This window comes from Vibrio phycocola, from assembly GCF_054404255.1.
The window spans coordinates 278,895-292,754 of record NZ_JBTAMQ010000004.1 but is presented as its reverse complement, the minus strand read 5'-3'; the positions used below and the strand labels follow the sequence as shown (position 1 = coordinate 292,754).

Genomic DNA, 13,860 nt, shown 5'->3' with positions numbered 1-13,860 from the left:
TAAATCAATTGAGAATCAAGCTCATAATCTTCAAGTCATTGTATACAACACCAATTCAAAGAGTTAAACGTCACTATAATTCTCAACGACTCTTTAATTTGAGACATTATATCAATCTCGTAGAAAAGATCATAAAGGGAAATCTCATTATCATTCAATATCGATAAAATCTGAGGTTATTTCACCTTCCAAGCTTTGATACAATCACTACCTCATTATCGACAGAGCAAACAATTTGTTTCGAGACCAAGGCTTCATTCTTAGCCGTCATGCCAGAGATATACACCAACAAACTCAAATTGAACTTTGGGTAAAGACCTCGTCGGGCATCAAATTACTTCAAATTCACGGAGAAAAAGTCATCTGCTTTATAAAACAGATGAACCTCGATGATGCCCAAAAGATAGCGCATGAAAACAAAATCGATGTTGAGTTCAAGCCCCTTGACCTACAAACCTTTGGAGAAAGTCCTGTACTTGGTTGCTACCTCAACACCATCAAACAAAGCCAGCATTTTGTTAAACTCTTAAGTGCTGCTGATCTTGGAGTCTGGGAAGGTGATATTCGCCTCGTCGACCGATACTTGATGGAACGGTTCATCCAAGGCAGTATTGAGTTTACCGGTGAAGCACATAACAAAAATAGTTTTCACCTAATACGTGGTACTAAATGTAAATCGGCCGAATTTGTTCCTGAGTTAACCATGGTTTCATTGGACATCGAATGCTCAGAGAAAGGCATTCTTTATTCGGTTGGACTTGAAAGTGAACTGGATTCACGCGTTATTATGATTGGCGCTCCTCAAGTTCATAACTATTCATGCCACATTCAATGGGTCAACAATGAAAAAGAGCTTCTCTTACAGTTAATTGAATGGTTTCGCCAGTATGACCCAGATATCATTGTTGGGTGGAACATTATAGATTTTGATTTTCGCCTGCTTCACAAACGCGCGCACCACCACCAACTCAAATTGAATATAGGACGGGGAAACAGCAGCAGCTATTTTCGACAGTCGTCGATTTCTAATCAAGGCTTCATATCGGTCCCCGGACGAGTAGTGCTTGACGGAATCGATACATTAAAGACCGCGACCTATCACTTCCCGTCTTGGTCACTAGAGGCCGTATCTCAGCAACTTTTAGGTGAAGGTAAAGCCATCCACAACGTTCATGATCGTATGGCTGAGATCAATCATATGTTCCGTAAAGATAAACCTCAGCTTGCCCATTACAATCTCCAAGATTGCCGATTAGTTACTCGAATCTTTCACCATACTCACCTGCTCGATTTCGCCATTCAGCGTTCAAGATTAACTGGACTTGAATTGGATAAAATGGGGGGTTCCGTCGCTGCATTTACCAATCTCTATCTTCCTCGGTTACACCGTGCTGGTTATGTAGCACCAAATCTACAAAGTGAAAACTGGCAAGCAAGTCCTGGCGGTTACGTGATGGATTCTAAGCCCGGGCTTTACGAATCGGTTTTGGTTCTCGATTATAAGAGCCTCTACCCTTCTTTGATTCTGTCCTTTCTTATTGACCCGTTGGGACTTATCAAAGGTTTGCGACAAGAGATAGGCAAAGCACCAGATCAAGCTGTGTTGGGATTCTGTGGCGGCCAATTCCACCGTCAAAATCATATTTTACCTGAATTAATTCAACAACTTTGGCAAGCACGTGATCTGGCCAAACGCAATCAAGATAAACCGCTATCCCAAGCTATAAAAATTATCATGAACTCGTTCTACGGAGTGTTAGGTTCATCTGGGTGCCGTTTCTTTGATGTACGACTGGCTTCCAGCATTACAATGCGAGGGCAAGAAGTCATGCAGAAAACTCGAACTTTAATTGAACAACAAGGTTACGAGGTGATTTACGGTGATACTGATTCGACGTTTGTGGCACTTGGAAACGAGCATTGTCCACAACAGGCGAACATCATTGGCAGACAGTTAGCCGAAAGCATCAATCAATGGTGGAAATCCTATTTGGATACAGAGTTTTCACTAACAAGTCATCTTGAAATTGAATTTGAAACACATTTTAGTCGCTTTTTAATGCCAACGATTCGTGGTTCCGAAACCGGCTCGAAGAAACGCTATGCTGGCCTAATTAAACACGCTGATGACTCAGATGAAATGGTATTTAAAGGGCTTGAAAGTGTAAGAACTGACTGGACTGAGCTTTCTCAAACTTTTCAACGTGAGTTATATCAACGTGTGTTTAATCAACAACCTGTTGAGTCTTACGTACGCTCCATGGTCGAGCGCACCTTAAATGGTGAATTTGACGCACAATTAGTCTACCGAAAACGCTTAAGGCGCAAACTTTCGGAGTATCAAAAAAATATTCCTCCTCAAGTACGAGCCGCGCGAAAAGCCGACGAAATAAATTTGCAATTAGGACGGCAACTTCAATATCAAAATAAAGGTACGATTGAATATGTCATTACAGTTGAAGGACCAGCGCCCAAAGAATACCTAAATGGCATTATTGATTATGACCATTATATCGAGAAGCAACTTAAACCAGTTGCGAACGCAATATTACCTTTTATTGGCTTAGAATTTGATAATTTAATCAAGCCACAATTAGGGCTATTCTAACCGCCGGTACTATTGACTAACCAATACGAAACTCGGTTTTTTTATATTCTTTTACCAGCCACTGGCCAAAGCTATCTAACAAACCGACCACCGATCGTTTAGGAATCAATTTCGTTTCCAGTAAAATCGAAAGACGCTGTATTTCAATCGCCTTATCTGGGTAATAGCGCAAAAATTCGTGACCACATTGTTGAGGATCATCGAACCAATTTTTATCACGATGCATCACCACTCCATACGCAGCTCTGAGAAGTTTTTTCGCAGCTTGTTGTTGGGCTTCAATCTGTTGTTCGGCACTGGAAGCCTTTGCGACCTTGTCACGATGCCACTCAAGACGTTCAGCAATATCCATATTCCAATATTTAGCAATTTCCCAACTCGGTTCGTAATCACCAAAACATTCACCTAAGTCATCACCATGCAAACAAATTGAACAATGGTGTAATAAGAATCCCCAGGAAAACAGGCTCTCGAGTGAAGCTACCTCGCTCACCAATGCCGTTTTTATATTCACATCAGTAATAAATGAATATTTTGTTTGAAAGCGCCAACGTATCGTATTGAATATCGTTGCTTTATTCGATCCTAACTCTCGATGCGTTACAACAACAACGTCGACATTCGACCGATTGGGTCGAGCACTTCCTCTAGCGATGCTCCCGTAAAGATATAGACTATGTAAGTTATCCCCCAACCCTTGCTTAAGAGCACGAACGATCTCGTTCACCGCAGGCTGGTATTCCACTTGTAACGGTGCGGTACTATCAATGACATCTAGAACCATGGTCGTGATAAAAATCCTATATAAAATCGATATTTGAAGACATATATTATACGCAATTAAACATTAATTACGGCAATCATAGACACCTTGAGCGCTTTGTTCATCAAAATAGCCTTATTTAGGTTATTCCTTTTAGCCTTGGTTAGGTATAATGACGCCAAATTATAGTGAAGGAAATACCACAATGCCAAAGGCAAGCGACATTAAAAAAGGCTCTGCAGTTAGCCTAAATGGAAAAATTCTGCTCGTTAAAGATTTTGATATCACTACTCCTGGTGGCCGTGGCGGTGCAAAAATTTTCAAGTTCCGTTTTAAAGACCTTGCGACTGGCGGAAAAGTTGAAGAGTCATTTAAAAGTGACGAGATGCTAAAAACCGTCGATATGTATAAACGTGCCTCATCATTCTCCTACATAGATGGCGATGACTACATTTTCATGGATAACGAAGACTATACTCAATATCCATTCAAAAAGTCCGATATTGAAGAAGACCTAGCGTTCATTAATGAAGACGTTCAAGGCTTATTCGTTATTCTTGTCAACGACCAACCAGCCGCTATTGAGCTTCCATCATCAGTCGAATTGGTTATTGAAGAAACAGACCCTTCAATAAAAGGCGCGTCGGCATCCGCACGTACCAAACCCGCTCGTTTAACAACCGGCTTAGTGGTTCAAGTTCCTGAATACATTGCATCCGGTGAACGCATCGTTATCAATATCGCTGAACGTAAATTTATGGGTCGAGCATAAATAAATGAGTCAATTACTAAGCTACGACGATGTTATCGATACTGCCTACGATATTTTTCTTGAAATGGCACCCGATAATTTAGAGCAGCCTCAACTTGGTCAATTTGAGCAAGACTTTGACCAACAAGGTGCTGCGATTGCTATCGAACTTGGAAACGATTGGGAATCTCACGTCGGGTTTAACATCGACGAAAATAACTATGCCGAAATCCACATAGGCTTAGTTGATGAAAGTCAGCAGAAGCTGGGCGTTATCTTTGCTCGCATTCTCATTAGTCGAATAGATGACGAGAAGTTTTGTCATATCTTATGGCAACGAGATTCATCAAATTAACCCCAAAAGATGGAAATGAAAGGTCTAAGTCAGCTATTTGTAACTGGATAGACCATTCATTTTCAATACTCATATATAATCCGAGCCAATTTAGGCCATAAATGAATCACCTATGTATCTGACTCCTTATTTTTCAAGCAACAGCGAAACATTTCAATTCACTCGCCAACAAGCAAGTCATTTTGCTAAAAAAGTGGCTGGAGACTTTAACCCAATTCACGACGAAGACAATAAACGCTTCTGTGTTCCGGGAGACTTATTGTTTGCTGTTCTTTTGCAAAAAGAAGGCGTAAGCCAAAAAATGCGCTTTAATTTCTCTGGTATGGTGTCCGATGGAATCGAGCTTCATATCGAGAACAAATGCGATAAAGAAAGTGCTGTGGTCGATAAAAATGGCAAAGAATATCTTCATATGAATCGTGAAGGCGAAATCAGCCATGATCTTGATTTCATTGAGCACGTTGTAACCAGTTACGTGAAGTTTTCAGCGATGAACTTCCCTCATATCATGGTTCCTCTTATGGAAGAACAACAGGTAATGATCAACTGTGATCGCCCGCTAGTGATTTATGAAAGCATGGAAGTTGAATTCGATCGCCTTGACCTCAAGCACCCTGAAGTAGACTACACAGGGTCGAAATTTGAAGTAACAGGTAAACGTGGCGTCGTAACGATGAACTTCGATTTTAAAGAAGATGGCGTGGTGATTGGTAAAGGTTTAAAGCGCTTAGTTGTTAGTGGTCTCAAACCTTATTGCAGTGACGCTGTCGATGATTTGGTTGATCATTTTAATCAGCGTAAAGCTTACTTCTTGGCACTTTTTGAAGAACAAGCGGCGTAAGCCCTGACCTTCTACTACATTTGTAAATTGTAACGTAACGCCTTATCAACTGTGATAGGGCGTTACTATATCCAGCGTCTAACTTTCTCTTTGTAATCAAGATATTCTTTGCCAAACTTTGCTTCCAATGCGCGTTCTTCAGGCAAGATTTGAAAACGATTTAAGTACGCAATAAACCCCCACACCACCAAAATCATCGTCCAGTTTTTAAGCACCAAACCTTCCACTAATAACAAACACACTAAACCCAAGTACATAGGATTACGTGAGTACTGATAGATGCCATTGGAGACGACCGTGCTTGCTTCATGAGGTATGTGCGGATGAACCGTTGTTTTTGCTTGGCGAAAATCCCAAATCCCTTTTAAGCCGAGATAACCCGCTGCGACAAATAAAATAGCTGCACATATCATTTGACCAGGAAACATTAGCCGAAAAGTCGGCAATAGCCAATCTAGAGCCCAAATAAAGCCAACCGCAATCACCACAAGAACAACAGGTACTATTTTTAGCTCTAATCGATGCATGCTTTCTCCTACTCTCAAAATCTCGAGCAACGATAACACAAAAAAGGTAACGATTTCCGTTACCTTTTCGTTGAGTACTCTATGACAAATGAGTCAATAATGCTTGAATTGGGTGCTTCGGTTTAATGTGTTCAAATCGTTTAACCTGACTACGACATGAATACCCCGTAACCAAACAGCGTTCATGAGGTAATGCCTCAAACTGCCCTTTCCAACTCAAATTGTAGATATCACGAGACATTTGAAATTTATCCGATTCATGGCCAAAAGTCCCAGCCATACCACAACACCCCACTGCTATAGGTTCTAAATTTGCCCCGAAATGAGCAAAGATTGTCACCCATTGTTGTTCAGCGTTTGGCAGTTTGGTTTTTTCGGTACAGTGCGCAAATAGATGCCAAGGTTTATCATCACTATCTTTAAGCTCAAATTGCGCCAAACGAGGCAACAACCACTCGTGAGATGTGAGCACTTCAAATTCACCACGTTGCTCAGCTAACACTTCATTATACTCGTCTCGATAACAGAGCACTAAAGCAGGGTCGACACCGACAAGTGGGATACCAAGTTGAGCGACTTGATTTAAAAACTCAGCAGTATTTTTTGCGGTTTTACCAAATTGCTCTAGAAAACCTTTAATGTGCTGAGCTTTACCATTTGGTTTAAACGGCAACAAAATAGGCTGTTTACCTAACTTAACCACCAAAGAAATAAAGTCATCGACGACGTCTGCATCGTAATAACTGGTAAACGGATCCTGAACAATAATCACATAATTATCGCGATTCGCCTCGGGAATGTGGCGTAGCGCCTCGATATTAAAGCTCACAACAGGTTGCTGTTTCACCCGCTTTGCTAAGGTTGGCACCGTAAGCAATGGCGTATCACGGTAACCAACTGTTTTTTCGGTTAATGACTGCACCCATTTTTGCTCTAAAACGCCATTAACTAGGGTCGGAACCTTCGCCATTAACGGCAACATGGTTTCAATATTAGCAACAAGATAATCTTTCGCAGGGCGTTGATAGCGTGAGTGATAGATATTTAAGAAACGCGATCTAAAGCTAGGAACATCGACTTTAATCGGACACTGAGTCGCACACGCTTTACAGGCTAAACATCCGTTCATTGCCTCATAAACTTCATGAGAAAAATCGTACTCTTTATCTTTCTTAATAGAATTACGAACACGATCAAGCAGTGTTTTTACACTTAGCGAACTATTTAATGTTTGTTTTTCGAGATCAAGAATATCAATTCCTTGATCACTGAGCTGACGTAACCACTCTCTTACCAATCCGGCCCGTCCTTTCGGTGAATGACGACGATCGGCAGTCACTTTCATCGAAGGACACATTGGGGAACTGGTATCGTAATTAAAGCACAGCCCATTCCCATTACATTCCATCGCCTGCTTAAAACTATCTCGAACTTCTACATCAATCTGGCGATCATAAAAGCCTCGTTTTACGTCCGAAACTTTGACCAGTTCTGCTTCTGAATCAAGCGGTGTACACACTTTGCCAGGGTTCATCTTATTATCTGGGTCAAACGCGGCTTTTACTCGGCGAAGTTCAGTAAACAATTCCTCACCAAAAAACTCTGGACCATATTCTGAACGGTAACCTTTTCCGTGCTCTCCCCACATTAAGCCACCATATTTAGCGACTAATTTGACCACTTCATCAGAGACTTCATGCATCAGCATCTCTTGTTTTGGGTCACACATATCCAAAGCAGGACGGACATGAAGCACTCCAGCATCAACGTGTCCAAACATGCCATAAGCAAGGTTTTTAGAATCAAGCAACTCACGGAATTCTGCAATATAATCGGCTAAGTTTTCTGGTGGCACACAGGTATCTTCGGCAAATGCAACCGGTTTTGCCGCCCCTTTAGCCGCACCTAGCAAACCTACTGCTTTCTTGCGCATATTGTAGATTCGATTAATCCCAGCTAAATCGGAACAAATTTGGTAACCAATAATTCCGCCTTCTTGGGTCTTAAGCATCTCATCAAGGCGCACGGTAAGTTCACTAACTTGGCTTTCAATTTCGTCGTGATTCTGACCAGCAAACTCAACAATGTTAATCCCCAACATTTCGACATTAGGAACATCGGACAATAGATCGCTCACCGTATGCCAAACGATGTCTTGCTTAGCTAAGTTGAGCACTTTTGAATCGATTGTTTCAACAGATAACGCATTCGCCTTAACCATAACCGGAGCACTTCGAAGTGCCGCATCGAAAGAGTTGTATTTAACGTTTACCAGCGTACGTGCTTTTGGAATAGGCGTGATATTTAATTTGGCTTCGGTGATGAATGCCAAAGAGCCCTCAGAGCCGCAAAGCACTCGAGTCAGATCAAACGCATTAGTTTCATCACTGATCGCGTTGTGTAAATCATATCCGGTTAGAAATCGGTTTAATGGTGGAAATTTCGCAACAATTTCAGCGCGTTTCTCTCGACACACAGACTCTGTCACTTGGAATGCTCGAGCGGCGATACTGTTTGCTTCAGGCTCGCCCTGAGACATGTCCGATTCAAAAATGGAACCATCGGCGAACACCGCTTGTAACGATAAAACATGGTCTGAGGTTTTACCGTATTTCAACGATCCTTGACCCGAAGCATCGGTGTTTATCATCCCGCCTAAAGTTGCACGGTTACTGGTCGATAAATCAGGAGAGAAGAAATAACCAAAAGGACGAATTGCATCATTTAACTGATCTTTAATCACGCCAGCTTGGACTCGAACCCAGCCCTCTTGCTCATCTATCTCGAGAACTTGGTTCATATAACGTGACAGATCAACCACAATTCCTTTGGTTAATGACTGACCATTGGTGCCAGTACCACCTCCACGAGGAGAAAAGGTAACCGCGCGATATTCTGGATTTGTGCTAACTTTACCTATAAGTGAAACATCTGCGGTGGTTTTCGGCAGAACCAAAGCTTGAGGCAACTGTTGGTACACACTATTGTCAGTAGATACGGAAAGTCGACTTGCATAAGTCGTTTCAATATCACCATGAAATCCGGAATTCTTGAGTTCTTGTAAAAAGCTTAAGACAACAGGATCGATGTCTGATTGTTTAGATAGTCTTGGTAACATTTGCTTCCTGCCCCTGCTAGGCGATATCCCATTGGGTTGGGTGATTAATTAAGATTTTTATTATTATGATTTAGAGGCGTCACTTTACAACATTTGTGACAGTGTTCAAAACGGAAAATCTAGGCTTCTAAGCCAAAACACTTAACGAATTTTATTTCTCACATAGAGAATTCGATCATTTGCATTAACGGACAATACAATGAAAAAAAATCACGTTATAACTACAGAAGATATTCTACTTAAATTATGTCAGTCGGTTTCAGGTGTGCTGAGTGTTGCAACAGAATCTAAAGTCTCCTACTCCGCTATGGTCCAAAAAATCCATAAAACATCTTTAAAACCCGATTTTGGTTGCTTTGTTCTGTTTGATGGCGGCTTCTCAGGGTTAGTTGTTATTAATTTCACCGCCAAAGCAGCGCTAGAGCTTTATACCAACTATATGCGCAACATGGGAATGCCTGAAGATGAGTTAGCAATAGCCCATACCTCAGATGAAGTGGGTGATGTTCTTGGGGAACTAATGAACCAGTTAGTTGGTGATTTTACGAATAAAATTCGCAACGACTTACAAACTAACATCACTCAGAACCAACCTAAAATGCTCGCTCTAAACAAGCAAGTAAACCTTTCGGTTGATACCAATCTTGATCGTCCACAAGCTCGTCGCGTGACATTTTCCACTGAAGCTAACAATATTTTTTATCTTGAGTTAGCGATGGATAAAACCGAATTTATTCAGCTGGAAGAGTTTGAATCTCATGTTGAAGAATCGGCCGATTCTATTCTTGAGGCTGAATTGGATCGCATGGCAAACAAGAAAGATAAGCAAACCCAAAATGAAACCCTTAACGATGGTAGTGATGACCTACTCGCCGAGTTAGGTATATAACGGGCTTCATCATAAATAGTATACCCAAATAGCATGGCGGTTAAGTCGCTATGCTATTGGTGTGTTCTTATTCCTAATATTAGTTTAAGTCGGTTCACACTACTCAAATTAGCCTCGGTACTGCCCTTTATATTTTTAGCGACACAGGCTAAAATAACCGACCCAATTTTTTCGAGAAAGTAATTGCAGCTTGATGGATAAGCAAAAAGCGCTAAAAAAAATCGCCAAGTGCCTAGAACTAGGTAACTCAGCCAACGTGAATGAAGCCGCGAATGCCATAAAAATGGCTCACCGTCTTATGCTTAAGTATGGTCTTGATAAAGACGATATTGAGTTCATTAAGATGGGGAAAACGCAATCGTCGCATCTACTGCCTGCAAGTATTAGCCACAATATTCTAAGAATCATCAGAGGGATCAATACCAAATTTGGTGTTGAGGCAGTGCTACTCAATCATAAAGGGTTAAAACGAGTTGAGTTTATTGGTGAAGCAGATCGGGCCATTTTTGCCGCATTTGCCTTTGATATTATTTACCGTGAACTCAATGAGCAAACCGGACAATTCCGAAACAGTTTTTCTGGTAGTGGGACCCCAACCACCGAAGTCACTCGCCGTGTAAGCTCATTTGTTTCGGGTTGGATCGAAGGAGCACTTGAAAAACTCCCCATAATTACACCCGATGATGAATCAAATAATAAAATAAACAACTATATTGATAAAGAATTCGAGAACATCGACCGTGAAACGTTTAAGAAGCAATTAAACGAAGCAATGAAAGCAATAACCGCCGACTACGAAGTTGGATTGAAAAAAGGTCGCCGAGTTTCTGTCAATAAACCGATTGACGGAGCACAACGACCGAAACAATTGAAATAATTGTTGTCATAAGAACTGAATCACCAATAATTGGAGAGATGTAAGTGAAAAAATTGACGATTGCTTTATCTGTTGTTGCACTTCTCGCTGGATGTGAAACGACTCAACGACAAAATGCGACAACCGGGGAAAGTGAAACCAATTCTGCGACGAAAGGGGCGATTATCGGTGCTCTTTCAGGCGTAGCGATTGGACTCGCAACTGGAGACAGTGCCAAAGAACGCCGCCAAAATGTGCTTATTGGTGCAGTCGGTGGTGGAGCAATTGGAGGAGGCGTTGGCTACTATTTCGATCAACAGGAAGAAGCGCTTCGTCAAGAGTTGGTCAACTCAGGAGTACAAGTAGAGCGAGTCGGTGAAAATGAACTTCTACTTCGCATGGAAAATGGTATTGGTTTTGATACTAATTCTTACCAACTCACGTCTTCAATCCACAATACTTTATCGGGTGTCGCCACTATATTGGTTGAATACCCAAACACAAGCTTAGTTATTGAAGGTCACACCGACAGTACCGGTAGTGATCAAACTAACCAAGTTCTTTCCGAACAACGTGCTGAATCAGTCAGAGCCTATTTGGTATCACAAGGCGTTACTGCTGGACGTGCTATTTCTCGAGGTTACGGAGAACGTGTTGCGTTATGTAGCAATGATACTGCTGCGGGACGTGCATGTAATCGACGTGTCGAAATTCAAATTCTTCCACTACAATAAAGTATTAGACCGATAAAGATACGAAGATAATTTCCGTCATCTTGTATCTTTATTGATATCCTTTATTTCAATGGAAAGAGAGAATAAGGCATTTGAAGCTTGCATCGACGTTACTAATTAGTTTAATCGCATGGCAATCACATGCTAGTGATATCAATGAATTACAACGCCTCGCTGCACAGCGTGATCCACTCGCTCAATATCAATTAGCCGTTACTTATCAACAAGGAACGGGTGTTGAACCTTCGATACAAAAAGCACAATACTGGTTTGAACAAGCCTCGGAATTGGGAAGCATCCCGGCGCAAAAGGAGTTAATCAAACTCTATCTTACCGACACCCCATCATCTCAAGAACTACAAGAAGCTCTGTATTGGCTTAGCTTACACGCCGTTAAAGGAAACCATGATGATGCTATAAGGCTTGGAGAATTTTACTCTCAATATGGCGATAGGATTGCGTCTATCGATCAAAGTATTGCCTGGTATCGAATTGCAGCGATAGACTCAGAAGCAGCAGAAGAACAATACAATGCGCTATTACAGGCAAAATTCGATGGAAAGAGACTGCAGCGAGTCCAACAGCTTGAACAATTGTCTGAAACGCTATCGCTGAACTCAGAAGAAACGGATAAGAAAACTGGCGATCCTATTAATCAAACAAATGGCATCGCCCATACTGATATCATAACCATTAGTGCAATTGCGATATTCGCTCTTATAACTGGTTCACTAAAGATTCGCAGTAGAAAAAAACGAATTAAACAAACGGGTCAGCAAAGACAAAAACAAGATGATCTATCAAAACAGCTAAAATCAAGCCAACGTACTGTTGAAAGACAAAAACAACAAATGTCTAAGATAGTTAAGCAATACAAAAAGCTACAACAAAGCCAAGATAAAAAACCGTCAGCTAATCAACAGCAATTGGAACATGCCTGTGTTCTATTTGGATGCAGCTCTAAAGCTATCCCCGATGAAAAGCAATTAAAACTGCGTTATCGCCAGTTAAGTAAAATCTATCACCCCGACGCAGGCGGAACCGATTCAGCAATGACGAATCTAAACCACTCCCTTAAACTGCTCGTTACGCTTAAAAAAGCACAACAAGCACGCAAGTCTAGGATTCAATAAACAGAATTAAATTGAGTCAGTCCACTATATAAATAGACATTAGTCACACTTAATGGGCTAGATTTAACTAATTGTTAACATCTGTGTAATAATTAACTGCATTAATATGTCTTACAATATAACTAGTAATATTTGGGAGAAATTTAATGTTTACTATCGAAGGTGTTTGCGACTGGTGCAATCAACCTAACTATTTAACAAAGCATCATTATGTCGATGGAAAGTGTCACCACTCATGTGAAGATTGTAATGAACTTGCTCGCTTGGATGTCCGCCAATTTAATCTAGCTGAACTTGCAGCATTGCAACGCTTTCCCAACGAAAACAATTTAGCGCGTCACGCCTAATACAATTAATCCTCATCAATAGTATGCAATCGAATGAGCTCCCTACTCATCGATTTAATGCAAGAACTCGCAAAACAGATTACTGTGTCCAATCCAACGATAATTCATCTGTTTTGCTGTAGTTGAAGCTTTGCTCGATTGCACAAACGACTTGTCATAGAACGTAATAGTCCTATTCCTACAGATATCCCTGCTGACCTCTCAACACTCCTATCGTAGATCCAGTTTCGTTGGCTATGAATATTCCGCTATGGATACCAAATCCTAAAAACATCTGTATTATCATAAATATATACCCCTATGTTCTCCTTAAGTTCCATCCTATATCACATCTCATTTTCTTAATTTGACTATTTTTGTAGCACATATATAGAACTCAATCACATTTATGTTTGCAAAATGAACAATTTTTACTTGATCAGTACTGCGGAAAATAATACTGTATAGGCATACAGCATGTACAGGGAAACAGTATTATGATTTTTAACACAGTAAATTCTATTGAAAACAATGACCATCTATTTCTCTCTTCAGAAAGCCGAGTTAACTTATATGGTGTCAATGATCAATTAAGCGAACTGGCGCACCTTCCACAATGGATTATGTTTACATCGCAATGCCCACGTCATCACATTGTCGAAGTATCGACTGATCAATCTTGGAGTAGCAAAGTGATTCATTTAATGCCTTCTCGCCAGTTTTCCGAATCAGATGTCGTTGAAAAAGCCATCTACTCCGGTAATGCCAGTGCTATCGTTGCCTCAAACCAAATTCCTGTAGAACAACAATCTCGTTTATATATCCTGGCCGAAATCCATGACTGTCAATTGTTTTTCATCAATACGAGAAGCACTCTACTTCACTAATTGATGCCTCGTTGTACTGTTGTTAGCGAAAACATCCTTGTTTTCGCTTAAATTTTTTCTTTTTAAGTACTC

At 40.9% G+C, this 13,860-nt stretch carries 13 protein-coding genes; 10 read left to right on the top strand and 3 right to left on the bottom strand.

The window, feature by feature from the left end; genetic code table 11:
- Nucleotides 1-235: 235 nt before the first annotated feature.
- Nucleotides 236-2,608, top strand: a complete 2,373-nt coding sequence (locus ACXJY6_RS07555) for a DNA polymerase II (protein ID WP_458767925.1) — start codon at nucleotides 236-238, stop codon at nucleotides 2,606-2,608.
- Between the two features lie 16 nt (nucleotides 2,609-2,624).
- On the opposite strand, the gene ACXJY6_RS07550 is transcribed toward ACXJY6_RS07555, so the two are convergent.
- Nucleotides 2,625-3,392 (bottom strand): nucleotidyltransferase domain-containing protein, encoded by a 768-nt coding sequence (locus tag ACXJY6_RS07550; protein ID WP_458767924.1) that lies wholly within the window; start codon nucleotides 3,390-3,392, stop codon nucleotides 2,625-2,627.
- A 184-nt stretch (nucleotides 3,393-3,576) separates the two neighbouring features.
- Here ACXJY6_RS07550 and efpL point away from each other — a divergent pair, with 184 nt between their 5' ends.
- From efpL to ACXJY6_RS07535, 3 genes are all read left to right on the top strand, one after another.
- Complete coding sequence (gene efpL, locus ACXJY6_RS07545) at nucleotides 3,577-4,143, top strand: elongation factor P-like protein EfpL (RefSeq protein WP_458768085.1); 567 nt, start codon at nucleotides 3,577-3,579, stop codon at nucleotides 4,141-4,143.
- Nucleotides 4,144-4,147: 4 nt separating this feature from the next.
- Complete coding sequence (locus tag ACXJY6_RS07540; RefSeq protein ID WP_456049530.1) at nucleotides 4,148-4,477, top strand: HI1450 family dsDNA-mimic protein; 330 nt, start codon at nucleotides 4,148-4,150, stop codon at nucleotides 4,475-4,477.
- A gap of 112 nt (nucleotides 4,478-4,589) precedes the next feature.
- Nucleotides 4,590-5,318, top strand: a complete 729-nt coding sequence (locus tag ACXJY6_RS07535; protein WP_456049529.1) for a DUF3581 domain-containing protein — start codon at nucleotides 4,590-4,592, stop codon at nucleotides 5,316-5,318.
- 65 nt (nucleotides 5,319-5,383) lie between these two features.
- Here the strand turns inward: ACXJY6_RS07535 and ACXJY6_RS07530 are convergent, their stop codons facing one another.
- Nucleotides 5,384-5,845, bottom strand: coding sequence for a methyltransferase family protein (locus tag ACXJY6_RS07530; RefSeq protein ID WP_458767923.1), 462 nt, complete (start codon nucleotides 5,843-5,845; stop codon nucleotides 5,384-5,386).
- Between the two features lie 79 nt (nucleotides 5,846-5,924).
- Nucleotides 5,925-8,963, bottom strand: coding sequence for a D-2-hydroxyglutarate dehydrogenase YdiJ (gene ydiJ / locus ACXJY6_RS07525; RefSeq protein WP_458767922.1), 3,039 nt, complete (start codon nucleotides 8,961-8,963; stop codon nucleotides 5,925-5,927).
- A 199-nt stretch (nucleotides 8,964-9,162) separates the two neighbouring features.
- On the opposite strand from ydiJ, the gene ACXJY6_RS07520 reads away from it, so the two are divergent.
- From ACXJY6_RS07520 to ACXJY6_RS07495, 6 genes are all read left to right on the top strand, one after another.
- Nucleotides 9,163-9,852 (top strand): DUF3334 family protein, encoded by a 690-nt coding sequence (locus tag ACXJY6_RS07520; RefSeq protein ID WP_458767921.1) that lies wholly within the window; start codon nucleotides 9,163-9,165, stop codon nucleotides 9,850-9,852.
- Nucleotides 9,853-10,045: 193 nt separating this feature from the next.
- Complete coding sequence (locus ACXJY6_RS07515) at nucleotides 10,046-10,729, top strand: DUF2786 domain-containing protein (RefSeq protein ID WP_456049525.1); 684 nt, start codon at nucleotides 10,046-10,048, stop codon at nucleotides 10,727-10,729.
- 44 nt (nucleotides 10,730-10,773) lie between these two features.
- Nucleotides 10,774-11,442 carry a YiaD family glycine zipper/OmpA-like lipoprotein gene (locus ACXJY6_RS07510; protein ID WP_456049524.1) on the top strand — a complete coding sequence of 223 codons (669 nt, stop codon included), beginning with the start codon at nucleotides 10,774-10,776 and terminating at the stop codon, nucleotides 11,440-11,442.
- 92 nt (nucleotides 11,443-11,534) lie between these two features.
- Nucleotides 11,535-12,575 carry a hypothetical protein gene (locus ACXJY6_RS07505; protein WP_458767919.1) on the top strand — a complete coding sequence of 347 codons (1,041 nt, stop codon included), beginning with the start codon at nucleotides 11,535-11,537 and terminating at the stop codon, nucleotides 12,573-12,575.
- A 146-nt stretch (nucleotides 12,576-12,721) separates the two neighbouring features.
- The gene (locus ACXJY6_RS07500; protein WP_456049522.1) at nucleotides 12,722-12,922 is read left to right on the top strand and encodes a hypothetical protein; all 201 of its coding nucleotides are present in this window, start codon (nucleotides 12,722-12,724) and stop codon (nucleotides 12,920-12,922) included.
- Nucleotides 12,923-13,398: 476 nt separating this feature from the next.
- Nucleotides 13,399-13,788: a hypothetical protein gene (locus tag ACXJY6_RS07495; protein ID WP_458767917.1), complete on the top strand. Its 390-nt coding sequence runs from the start codon at nucleotides 13,399-13,401 to the stop codon at nucleotides 13,786-13,788.
- The last annotated feature ends 72 nt before the right edge of the window (nucleotides 13,789-13,860 follow it).

What these genes read in the sequence shown, in the direction of transcription:
- ACXJY6_RS07550 (WP_458767924.1), bottom strand. Translation starts at nt 3,392, where the DNA reads ATGGTTCTAGATGTCATTGATAGTACCGCACCGTTACAAGTGGAATAC.
- efpL (WP_458768085.1), top strand. Translation starts at nt 3,577, where the DNA reads ATGCCAAAGGCAAGCGACATTAAAAAAGGCTCTGCAGTTAGCCTAAAT.
- ACXJY6_RS07540 (WP_456049530.1), top strand. Translation starts at nt 4,148, where the DNA reads ATGAGTCAATTACTAAGCTACGACGATGTTATCGATACTGCCTACGAT.
- ACXJY6_RS07535 (WP_456049529.1), top strand. Translation starts at nt 4,590, where the DNA reads ATGTATCTGACTCCTTATTTTTCAAGCAACAGCGAAACATTTCAATTC.
- ACXJY6_RS07530 (WP_458767923.1), bottom strand. Translation starts at nt 5,845, where the DNA reads ATGCATCGATTAGAGCTAAAAATAGTACCTGTTGTTCTTGTGGTGATT.
- ydiJ (WP_458767922.1), bottom strand. Translation starts at nt 8,963, where the DNA reads ATGTTACCAAGACTATCTAAACAATCAGACATCGATCCTGTTGTCTTA.
- ACXJY6_RS07520 (WP_458767921.1), top strand. Translation starts at nt 9,163, where the DNA reads ATGAAAAAAAATCACGTTATAACTACAGAAGATATTCTACTTAAATTA.
- ACXJY6_RS07515 (WP_456049525.1), top strand. Translation starts at nt 10,046, where the DNA reads ATGGATAAGCAAAAAGCGCTAAAAAAAATCGCCAAGTGCCTAGAACTA.
- ACXJY6_RS07500 (WP_456049522.1), top strand. Translation starts at nt 12,722, where the DNA reads ATGTTTACTATCGAAGGTGTTTGCGACTGGTGCAATCAACCTAACTAT.
- ACXJY6_RS07495 (WP_458767917.1), top strand. Translation starts at nt 13,399, where the DNA reads ATGATTTTTAACACAGTAAATTCTATTGAAAACAATGACCATCTATTT.